The organism is Donghicola eburneus, from assembly GCF_900115865.1.
GTDB classification, from domain to species: domain Bacteria; phylum Pseudomonadota; class Alphaproteobacteria; order Rhodobacterales; family Rhodobacteraceae; genus Donghicola; species Donghicola eburneus.
In genome coordinates this window covers 1-9,662 of record NZ_FOXY01000030.1, presented here as the reverse complement: position 1 = coordinate 9,662, position 9,662 = coordinate 1, and the positions used below count along the sequence as shown (strand labels likewise).

The 9,662-nt window shown below is 56.8% G+C and carries 10 protein-coding genes and 1 pseudogene; 5 read left to right on the top strand and 6 right to left on the bottom strand.

The annotated features are described in order from the left end of the window. Positions 1 to 129 precede the first annotated feature (129 nt). The 5 genes and pseudogenes from BM225_RS20975 to BM225_RS20955 all read left to right on the top strand — a co-directional run bounded on the left by BM225_RS20975 (position 130) and on the right by BM225_RS20955 (position 3,859). The gene (locus BM225_RS20975) at positions 130 to 732 is read left to right on the top strand and encodes a dimethylsulfonioproprionate lyase family protein (RefSeq protein ID WP_092465470.1); all 603 of its coding nucleotides are present in this window, start codon (positions 130 to 132) and stop codon (positions 730 to 732) included. Positions 733 to 734: 2 nt separating this feature from the next. Continuing rightward, positions 735 to 905: pseudogene (locus BM225_RS20970) on the top strand (proline racemase family protein); the annotation flags it as partial. Between the two features lie 95 nt (positions 906 to 1,000). After that, a complete protein-coding gene (locus BM225_RS20965) occupies positions 1,001 to 2,203 on the top strand; it encodes an IS256 family transposase (protein WP_092465469.1) in 1,203 nt (400 codons plus the stop codon). A 34-nt stretch (positions 2,204 to 2,237) separates the two neighbouring features. Continuing rightward, on the top strand, positions 2,238 to 3,134 hold the full coding sequence (locus BM225_RS20960; protein ID WP_276326973.1) for a proline racemase family protein: 897 nt from the start codon (positions 2,238 to 2,240) through the stop codon (positions 3,132 to 3,134). Beyond that, on the top strand, positions 3,134 to 3,859 hold the full coding sequence (locus BM225_RS20955) for an NAD(P)-binding domain-containing protein (RefSeq protein ID WP_092465471.1): 726 nt from the start codon (positions 3,134 to 3,136) through the stop codon (positions 3,857 to 3,859). Before BM225_RS20960 ends, BM225_RS20955 begins: the two co-directional genes overlap by 1 nt. Positions 3,860 to 3,917: 58 nt before the next feature. Here the strand turns inward: BM225_RS20955 and BM225_RS20950 are convergent, their stop codons facing one another. The 6 genes from BM225_RS20950 to BM225_RS20925 all read right to left on the bottom strand — a co-directional run. Beyond that, positions 3,918 to 5,243 (bottom strand): ABC1 kinase family protein, encoded by a 1,326-nt coding sequence (locus tag BM225_RS20950; RefSeq protein WP_245780572.1) that lies wholly within the window; start codon positions 5,241 to 5,243, stop codon positions 3,918 to 3,920. A gap of 80 nt (positions 5,244 to 5,323) precedes the next feature. Beyond that, on the bottom strand, positions 5,324 to 6,376 hold the full coding sequence (locus BM225_RS20945) for a sensor histidine kinase (RefSeq protein WP_092465466.1): 1,053 nt from the start codon (positions 6,374 to 6,376) through the stop codon (positions 5,324 to 5,326). A 42-nt stretch (positions 6,377 to 6,418) separates the two neighbouring features. Further along, a complete protein-coding gene (locus BM225_RS20940; protein WP_092465465.1) occupies positions 6,419 to 6,847 on the bottom strand; it encodes a response regulator in 429 nt (142 codons plus the stop codon). Further along, positions 6,834 to 8,339: a sensor histidine kinase gene (locus tag BM225_RS20935; protein ID WP_092465464.1), complete on the bottom strand. Its 1,506-nt coding sequence runs from the start codon at positions 8,337 to 8,339 to the stop codon at positions 6,834 to 6,836. The genes BM225_RS20940 and BM225_RS20935 overlap by 14 nt, the downstream gene beginning before the upstream one ends. Further along, positions 8,336 to 9,193: a nitrogen regulation protein NR(II) gene (locus BM225_RS20930; protein WP_143095440.1), complete on the bottom strand. Its 858-nt coding sequence runs from the start codon at positions 9,191 to 9,193 to the stop codon at positions 8,336 to 8,338. Before BM225_RS20930 ends, BM225_RS20935 begins: the two co-directional genes overlap by 4 nt. Positions 9,194 to 9,213: 20 nt before the next feature. Then, positions 9,214 to 9,662 (bottom strand): integrase core domain-containing protein (locus BM225_RS20925; RefSeq protein ID WP_143095439.1); only part of this gene is annotated, 449 nt, incomplete at its 5' end.

Sequence of the window (9,662 nt, the reverse complement as noted above, 5' to 3'; positions counted from 1 at the left end):
CTCGTAGTCCCTGACGAGCTCCCGACAGCCATCCGCTTCAACCCTCCGCGACACCGCGAAAGCAAAAAAAACAATGGGGCGTGGCCGCCGCTTACGATGGCTGAGCCATATTCGCGACGGAGCCTTCATATGTCACTGCGCCCACCTCTTCTGCAGACATTCTTGAGCCAAGCCGAAAATGCGTTTGGGCGCTGCGCGACGAGTGATGCCTCTCGGAGAAGCATATCGAGCGCTTTTAAAGCTTTAAATGCGGAGAAGCAGTCTTCGGAGCGCGATGCAGCGAGGCTCCCTGTGTGCGATGTTTGGCTGTCGCAGGCTTTGGATTTGCAGGCTCTTCCAGATGGGCTCAGGATCTTGGCAGAGGCCTTTCTAGCAATTGAGCCTCAAGTTCACTGGCGTACAAGGTCGGGAGACCAAGCAAACGCCAGCGCAACTTTTGAGGCGGGTCATGCAAACGCGATGATCGTGGGGCCCGGCGGCATTGAGCCCCGCACGGATGTCTGGATTGGTGCTTCTCTTCTTGCACCAAACGTGCGCTATCCTGATCATATGCACCCACCAGAAGAGACCTATCTTGTTCTTAGCACAGGGGAATTCAGTCAAAATAATGGCGATTGGTTCGCGCCCGGCATAGGTGGATCATTTTACAACCCGCCGGGCATCCTGCATGCCATGAAATCAGGCCCCGCGCCGTTATTTGCGTTCTGGCTTTTGCGTGCACAGGAGGCATAGCCATGCGGTCGACCAAAACCATTCACATCATTTCGGCTCACGCCGAAGGAGAGGTCGGTGATGTGATTGTCGGGGGTGTTCTGCCCCCGCCCGGAGATACTATTTGGGAACAAAGCCGTTGGATCGCCCAAGACCAAACGCTTCGGAATTTTGTGCTTAACGAGCCGAGAGGGATCGTGTCCCAACGGATGGTGTAGCTTGGGGTGGCCATCGGGTTTCTTGGTAAGGTCGGGTTGCAAGACTCAATCTAATCCAAGGATGACACCCAATGACCAAACCCATGATGGACCTTCGCGCTCTTGTCGACCAGAGCGGCGACGCAGATTTGTTGCGTGAGATGATTGGCTTTGCCGCCGAACGGCTCATGGAGCTGGAGGTTGGCGCCAAGACTGGCGCTGAATACGGCGAGAAGAGCGCTGACAGGCTGGCTCAGCGCAATGGCTATCGGGAGAGAGACTGGCAGACCCGTGCGGGCAGCGTGGAACTGCGTATTCCTAAGCTGCGCACCGGCTCCTATTTTCCGTCGTTTCTCGAGCCACGTCGGTCGGTCGAGAAGGCACTGACGGCTGTCATTCAGGAAGCCTATGTTCATGGTGTCTCGACGCGATCCATGGATGATCTGGTGCAAGCAATGGGGGGGACCGGTATCTCCAAGAGCCAGGTCAGCCGCCTGTGCGAAGAGATTGATGACCGTGTCGACGCCTTCCTGACACGACCGATCGAAGGCGAATGGCCGTACCTTTGGATCGACGCCACATATCTCAAGGTGCGTCAGGGCGGACGCATCATCAGCGTCGCCGTCACCATTGCGGTGGGGGTGAACACCGATGGCCGCCGTGAAGTTTTGGGAATGTCCATAGGGGCTTCCGAGGCGGAGCACTTCTGGACCGAGTTCTTGCGCGACCTTGTTCGCCGTGGTCTTAGAGGCGTTCAATTGGTCATTTCCGATGCTCATGAGGGCATCAAGGCGGCCACGTCGCGTGTGCTGTCGACAACATGGCAACGCTGCCGGGTCCATTTCCAGCGCAATGCCCTTGCCCATGCGGGCAAGCGTAGCCGACGGGTCGTCTCGGCGTTCATTGCAACGGCCTTCGCTCAGCCAGACCATGCTGCCGCAAAAGCGCAGTGGCGTCAGGTAGCTGATCAGATGCGTCCGAAACTGCCAAAGCTGGCGACCCTCATGGACGGCGCTGAGGAGGATGTGCTGGCCTACATGACCTTTCCCCAGCAGCATCGAACGAAGTTACACAGCACAAATCCGATTGAGCGCCTAAACGGCGAGATCAAGCGCCGCACGGACGTGGTCGGGATCTTTCCGAACGAGGCTTCGATCCGCCGCCTCGTCGGTGCAATCCTCATGGAGCAGACCGAGGAATGGACCGTCCAGCGTGGCCGCTATCTGACACTGGAAACGCTGGCGCCAATCTGCGATGATGTCGTCGTCAGCTTGCCTGCAGCGCAGCGCGACTGATCAGCTCGGCCCGCCAGTCAGCACGAGGCCCGCTATGAGCTACACCATCAAGTGGGACACGATCCCGAGAGGCGGCGTGTTTCGCCACGTGAACCTGTTGGTGCCGCCCAAAAACCCAGAAGCGCAGGCCGCTTGGATCATCATGGAGCCCGAGGACACACCGCCCATGTCTGGCTCTAACTCGATTTGCGTCGCGACAGTGTTGCTGGATGGCGGGCTCGTTCCAATGCACGAGCCAGAGACGCATTTGGTGCTCGAAGCGCCGGGCGGATTGGTTCGTGTGCGTGCAGAGTGCCGCGATGGAAAAGCAGAGCGAATTTTTGTGCGGAACCTGCCGTCCTTTGCGTCTCAGCTGGATGCAACGGTGGAGGTTGACGGTCTGGGGACGCTCACCGTTGACACGGCTTATGGGGGTGACAGCTTTGTCATCGTCGACGCTCCGAGCTTGGGCTTTGATCTGGTCGCGGACGAGGCGCACCAGCTCGCCAAGCTGGGTGCGGAGATCACCAATGCGGCGAACGAGCAGTTGGGATTTCACCATCCCGAAAACCCGGATTGGTCTCATATCTCGTTCTGCCTTTTTGCGGGACCTCTTGAGTACGGGGCCGATGGGCTGGAAACGAGCGCCGCAGTCGCCATTCAGCCGGGCAAGGTAGACCGCTCACCGACGGGGACGGCGTTGTCGGCGCGCATGGCTGTTTTGCGGGAACGTGGTTTGATGAATAATGGGGATCGGTTGACCGCGCGTTCGGTTATTGGGTCTCGTTTCTCAGGGCAAATTGTGGCCGAGACACAGGTGTGTGGACTGCCGGCCATTGTGCCCGAAATATCTGGCCGAGGTTGGATCACGGGCATTCATCAACACATGCCGGACCCGAGCGATCCTTGGCCGCAAGGCTACCGGCTTGCTGACACATGGGGAGCACGCTGATGCGTATAGGAGTACTTGGGCTGGGGACAATCACGTCGGCTCTGGTCGAGGGTATCGGCAACGATGGCCACACAATCATAGTTTCAGAGCGTAACGCGACCAACTCTGCGCGTTTGTCAGAGAAGTTCCGTAGCGTGTCGGTGGCCAAGAACCAATCTGTTGTCGATACGAGCGATGTCATCTTTTTGGGGCTGACAGATGGGGTCTACAAAGACGCCCTCTCCGGTCTGACATTTCGCGAAGGGCAAAAAATTGTTTCTCTGATGGCAGGGCCGCAAATCGCGGAGGTGGCGCCGCTTGTCGCGCCAGCGCAATTGGTGGCACGGATGATCCCTTTCCCCTCGATCTCGACGGGTGGTTCGCAGATTTTAGTGTTCGGGCAGACTGAACTGATCGAAGAGCTGTTTGGTGCAAGAAATACGATTTTCCCAATCGATAGCGAGGATGCGTTGGCCGACTGGCTGTGCGCGCAAGCGGTTTTGTCTCCGGCCGTTCTGATGGTGCAACAGGCCGCTGAGTGGCTGGCCGACCAAGGCGCGGACGCAGAGAGCAGCGAGCGCTTTGTTCGAGAGTTGGTCGGCTCCAGCCTAATAGCAGGGCCCTGCGCGCCTCTGCTCAGGGCGCTCGACACCCCGGGTGGGTACAACCAGCGTCTGCGAGACATGATGGTTGATGGTGGAATGACCGTACACCTGAAGGAAGGTTTGAAGGCGCTTCAGGAGTGATGGAACGCATCGAGTGTGTGTCACCGAACAAAGATCTGCGCGAACTGTCGGGCATGGTCTACTCGCAGCAATATTTCTCGACCAGAGGGCGCAATGGCACCCGCGCGCCAAGCATTGTTGCCATCAAATAGGTCCCACCAATTTTCCGATGCAAGAAAAGGGTGTCAGCTGGTGGGACATGGGTCAGTTCCCGTTCCGAGCCGATTTCCAAGCCGCGGTCACGCAGGCGGTCCATTAAGTCCGATGCAGCGAAATCATAGGGTGCGTCTTGCCGGATCGGAGTCATGGCCATGTCGAACATTTCCAGAAGGATGGCTTGGTATTTTTCTGGAGTGGTCTCGGCAAAGTATCCGATCCGCAACATAGCGGCACGCATCTCATCATGCCTCCCGCCAAGAGCGGCCTGAGCGAGCGTTCTGAATTTTTGTTGTAATTCCAGTGAGAACGATTTCACCGCGCCAAAGTCCAGCAACACGATCTGGCCCGTCTCTGGCACATATCGGAAATTGGCAAAGTTTGGATCGGTCTGCATTGCGCCAAATGTGAACAACTCTTGTAGAACGAGCTCAATGAGAGATGCGGCGATCATATCTCTGGTTTCTTGGGGCTCGTTTTGTACCGTTTCCAGGGGGGCGCTCTGGACGTAGCTCATGGCAAGAACCTGCGGGGTGCAAAGGTCTAGCTCCAATTCAGGCGTAACAAACCGATCAGAGTTGCTGAGTAGACGCTGGAACATTGCGAGGTTTGTCGCTTCGGCCCTGTAGTCCGCTTCGGCGTGGAGTTGCGCTTTGGATTCGGTCAGAACCTCGTCTAATGACAATTCCTTTGGTACAATGCCGGAAACCCGCAACAGAGATGCGAGGTTGTCGACGTCGCTGTCAATGCTCTGCCGGACGCCCGGATACTGCACCTTGATCGCCAGCTCACGACCATCATGGGTCCGTGCTCGGTGAACCTGCCCTATCGACGCCGCTGCAAAGGGCCGCACATCGAAATGAGCAAAGCGTTTGTACCACCCCTGCCCCCAGTTTCGATCCAAAACGTCGCGCAATTGTTTGGGCGGCATCGCGACGGCCCCATCGCGCATCCCAGCCAGAAGCGCATTCAGTTCGGGCGGTAAAACGACGCCGGTGTCCATCGACAGCATCTGTCCTAGCTTCAGCGCCGCGCCGCGCATTTGCGACAGGCCGGTTGAAAGCCGGGTCATGTTGCGGGGTGTGAACACCAAGCTCTCGAGTTTCGGTTTCTGTCCTGCCGCCAGAGACTTAACCCCGCCCGCAGCGACGCCCGAAGCGATCCCGCCTGCCATGCTGCCCATGCGGAGCAAGCGTGAAAGCCGTCCGCTCGGTACAGGTGCTGTATGGTATTCAGAGCGTCTGGCCAAGGTGCCCTCTCGAGGTTGGGTCACCAAAGTAAATGGGTCAGGCGCGGGCAAAGTCGAGGATCAACTCGCACGCGGATCGTCTAGGTGACCGGTGCTTCGATCCGGTATTCCAGATAGCTTTCACCATCCCCATCGCAGGTCAGGTTGCCCCCGAGAACGCGCATCAGGTCAGAAATGTAGTTCAAACCGTGCCCCTCTGCCCGGCGGGTGCCATCCAGATAGGACGCGATTAGGGCCGGATCGGATTTTTGCCCATTGTCGCGAATGTAAATGATGGCAAAATCTGGTGTTTCTTCGCTCCAGATATCGATCTGTAGGGGGTCCGCGATGGCGTGTTTAAGCGCGTTGCCGACCACGTTCATAAAGACATCCTGCAGCGCATCACGGCTGCTGACGAAAGGCTGAGAGGGCCGCACATTGATCTTTGCGTTCCGCTTCTTTAGCTGTACGGCGTAGATTTTTTCCAATTGGGCGGCCATCTCGTCCAGACGCACCTCCTGACCGTCCGCCTCCAGGTCCACTTCTTTCTCCGAAGACACGGATGCGAGGCGCTCTGCGATTATCTCAAGAGCTTCGTTGCTGGCATGCTGGATTTTTTCAACCAGATTGCGCGACATGTCGGACATGACTGTCTCGTTCGCGATCAGTTCAGAGCCGATCTGAATGCCGACGAGTGGCGAGCGTAAGTCGTGGGCCAGCATCGTCGCCATCGACCGCAGACGCGTTTGATAAAGCTTGGCCGCAGCACGCTGGCGTTGGGCCTCCTTGGCGCGGCGTAGGATCAGCTCTAGATTTTCGGCATTGAGTTCGGACTTGAAGAACAGTTGGTCAACGTTGGACTGCGTGACCTCGATCGCCATAGTGCCATCAAGGCTGCCGGTCAGAACGACGACGCCCGCGCGGGCGGCAGGAAGTCCGCAATCTCGAAGCATGCGTGCGGCGTCACAGCCCGTGCCATCCCCAAGGTAAAAATCGAACAGGAATATCGACCGCTCTGGCACGGTGCTCAGGTCAAAGGCTGCGAACTCGCCGACACTGCGGAAGACTTTGGGTTCTGGAAGCCCCAGTTGCGATAGCGCCTTTTTCACGCGCCACAGATCCAAATCCTCATTTTCCAGGACGTAGTAATTCATCAATCGTTCCCGAGCGCCCTATCGGCTTGGATCATTGTCCGTTTAGAGTTCCGGTACCGAGCAGATCGTTATCCATTTCCCGATAAGCTCGATACCCTGCATAAAATCCTCACCAGCGTTCTCCTTGCTGATGTACCCTGCAATGCCCAACTCTGACGCGCGCTTGATGTCGGTCTCGTCGGAAGATGATGTCAGGACAAATACTGGAATTCTGCGCATGAGCGGGTCTGACCGCAATTCCGCGAGTAACTCGAACCCGTTCATTATAGGCATATTCAAGTCCGTGAGAACAATGAATTTGTCGTGCAGTGAATCGCTGACGTTCTCTTTCAGGAAACTGATCAGTTCTCTGCCGTTCTCGAAGAACCGGATTGGGTTTGTGACCTGCTTCTTTTTGAACGCACTTTCCAAAAGGAACCGGTCGAGGTCTTCGTCCTCTGCGATCAGGACCTCTATTTCACGATGTGGCATGTTCTTCCTTTTTAAAGCTCATGGCAAAACACGCGCCGCCCAAGGTACGAGGAAGGCACGAGGAAATCCGGCCTTCCATCCGCTCGACCAACCGGCGCACGATGGACAATCCAAGCCCGCTAGAGCCGGATTTGTGTTTAGCCTCGAATGTTTCAAACGGCTTAAAAACCCGTTCGTGTAGTTCTGGCGCGATGCCCTGTCCGTTATCCTCGAGCGTAATCGTGATAGACTTCTTGGTCTCAATGACCTCGAGCCTTAGGCGTAGGTCATCGCTTTTGGCGTGCTGGATTGCATTCTCAAACAGGTTTTCGAACGACCGCGCCAGCGCCTGCCTGTCTGCAGGCAGTAGGGTATGGTCCGGCACCCTCAGCTCGAATTTCGCCCGCGCCGCGAACGGTTCGGACACCTCGAGCAGCAGATCGGACAGATTAATTGGCTCGATCCGCATGGGTTCGGAGTGGCTCATGATGTATTCGACAAAGTTGCGGCTTAGCGCTTCCATGCGGTCCAGCGTGCGCAACTGCATCCCGTCGATGTCTTGATCGGTCAGCCCTTTCGCTTGCTTCAGGCTATTTCGCTGGCGGATCAAAGTCCGGCCGTTGCGGATCGGCGCTTTGAGGTCGTGTGACAAAGAGGTGACCAGCAGAGAAAGATCCGCATTCTGTTGTTCGATCCGTTTTGCTTGCGCCGCGTTCTTGCGGGCTAGCGCTGCGTTCTCATAGCTGAAGGATAGATTTTGTTTGAAGCCAAGGAGGATGGTGATGAACAAAGCGGTCAGTGCAATGTATTCGATCGCACGGTCTGGTTCAGGAACATTCGTGAACCAACTCATGAGGATCAGAATGGATGCACTGGGGAACATTGCCAAACGCCATTCCGGCAGCAAGTCTGGGCCCTGTTGTTTGGCAAAATAAACTAGGACCGTGCAGAAGAATACGATGGTTGCCGGCCCCATGCCGCTGCCGTCGGTCAGGTGCAGGACCTTGTCCTCTAGCACCGTCAGTTCGTAGATGCCGTAACACACGAGCGAGAATACAGTGAAAAAGCGAGCGGCTTGCACCCAATCAGGCTTCGCGCCGATCATTCTGCCCGCGACCATGGCTGCGAAAGCGGTCTCGAGAGAGGGAACGCCAGGTAGCGCCTCTGACACCTTCTGAGAGAGTTGAACAAAAAACTCTTTGCCGAAAATGATGCCCGTCAGATGCGCCTGAACAACGAGGCCAAAGAAAATCAGGAGCAGAGCATTGACCGCGATGCGGACATGCCGGAACCAAGGCAATCCCGTCCGCAACATGGCGATTGCGATCAGGCCAAGCATGATCGCGGTCGACAGTTGCGTACGGTTCAGCGCTTTGAAAACCGGCAAGGCGGCTTCGATTTCTGCGCGCTGGGTTTCAAGGATCTGAGAGCCGACCAGCAGTAAGAGAACCAGCCCCCAGACCATATTGCTTTGGACTGGGCTAAAAGGCTTTAGAATGTGATCTTTGATCATTCAGGCGCGCGCCAAGTCAGGTTCAGACTGATCCCATGGCGTAGGAGCAGCACATTCGTCCACTCTTCTAGAAAGGTGCCCTTGGCTGTACCGGATGTCGCGCGTCCGGCGAAAGCATCGGGTACCGTGCCTTCGGCTTGAAGCGTCAGGACGATGTTTAGCGAGTCCACGTCGAGCAGAACATCGGCACGGCTCGCAAGCTTCTTTGCCGAGCAGCGCATCATCACGCTGTCGATCACCGCATATAGGGTCTCTGAGGGAATACTCAGGTCGTCCACGGCATACATAGTAAACGAGGTATTCTCAAGGTGTCGCGCCAAAGCCCGGTCGCCTGCGGACATCAGAGTACCTGCCGAGGTCAGGCGGGGTGGCAACGCACCAAGGCCGACTTGGGCAAAGCTTTCAATGTCGTCGCTGATCCGCTCGAGACGCGCCATGACAATTTCTAACAGTTCGCGGGTATCCGCATCAGCGCTCTCGGTTGCCATTTCCAGTGCACCACGGGACATTTTCAGTGGTGCCAGAACATCGTGGTTCAAAAAGCGATTTGCGATCCGCACGGAATACGGCATGCGCGTACTGATTTGCACTGTCCGAGACAGCTCTGTCGGCTCTAGCAACGTCTGAAGCGTGCCTTCCTCGGGCGCGGGTGCGGTTTTGATCCGAGCGTAAAGAGGTTCCCCGTCGCCGGTCTGGATGCGCCAAATGGGGGTATCAGAGCTCTCGACATGTTCTTGTTGGGCGCGAAACTTTTCAAATTCGGACTTCTGCTCGGCCGAAATCAGATCATCGAGGCCAAGGCCGATGAGTTCCTGCGCGGGCACCTTGATTTTTTGCGTTAGCGCATCGCCCACCGTGACCTGCCACTGAACATTCATCCAGCGGCGATATGAGCCTGCAGGGTGTTTACGCCGATTGGCGCGTGTTGAGCAATCGCCCGTCGCGCGGAGCTTTCATCTCGCGCAGCGGGGTGGGCGATTGCGTGGTTTAAAGTTCGGGCATATTCGGCAGGCGTGCGGTAATCCAATGCGGAATGCGGGCGCTCCGTATTGTAATCGGCGGTCCATGCAGCGATCACCGCGCGGGTGTGTGCCAGATTACGGAACATCGTCTCGTTCAATAGCTCGTCTCGCATTCGCCCATTAAAGCTTTCCACAAATCCATTCTGCATTGGCTTACCCGGCGCGATATAATGCCATTCGATGTGGTTCTCGGAACACCACCGCAGGATAGCATTAGAAGTTAGTTCGGTCCCATTATCGCTGACAATCATCCCGGGCTTTCCCCGCCGATCGATGAGGGTCGTCAGTTCACGTGCCACGC

What these genes read in the sequence shown, in the direction of transcription:
- BM225_RS20975 (WP_092465470.1), top strand. Translation starts at nt 130, where the DNA reads ATGTCACTGCGCCCACCTCTTCTGCAGACATTCTTGAGCCAAGCCGAA.
- BM225_RS20965 (WP_092465469.1), top strand. Translation starts at nt 1,001, where the DNA reads ATGACCAAACCCATGATGGACCTTCGCGCTCTTGTCGACCAGAGCGGC.
- BM225_RS20960 (WP_276326973.1), top strand. Translation starts at nt 2,238, where the DNA reads ATGAGCTACACCATCAAGTGGGACACGATCCCGAGAGGCGGCGTGTTT.
- BM225_RS20955 (WP_092465471.1), top strand. Translation starts at nt 3,134, where the DNA reads ATGCGTATAGGAGTACTTGGGCTGGGGACAATCACGTCGGCTCTGGTC.
- BM225_RS20945 (WP_092465466.1), bottom strand. Translation starts at nt 6,376, where the DNA reads ATGAATTACTACGTCCTGGAAAATGAGGATTTGGATCTGTGGCGCGTG.
- BM225_RS20940 (WP_092465465.1), bottom strand. Translation starts at nt 6,847, where the DNA reads ATGCCACATCGTGAAATAGAGGTCCTGATCGCAGAGGACGAAGACCTC.
- BM225_RS20935 (WP_092465464.1), bottom strand. Translation starts at nt 8,339, where the DNA reads ATGATCAAAGATCACATTCTAAAGCCTTTTAGCCCAGTCCAAAGCAAT.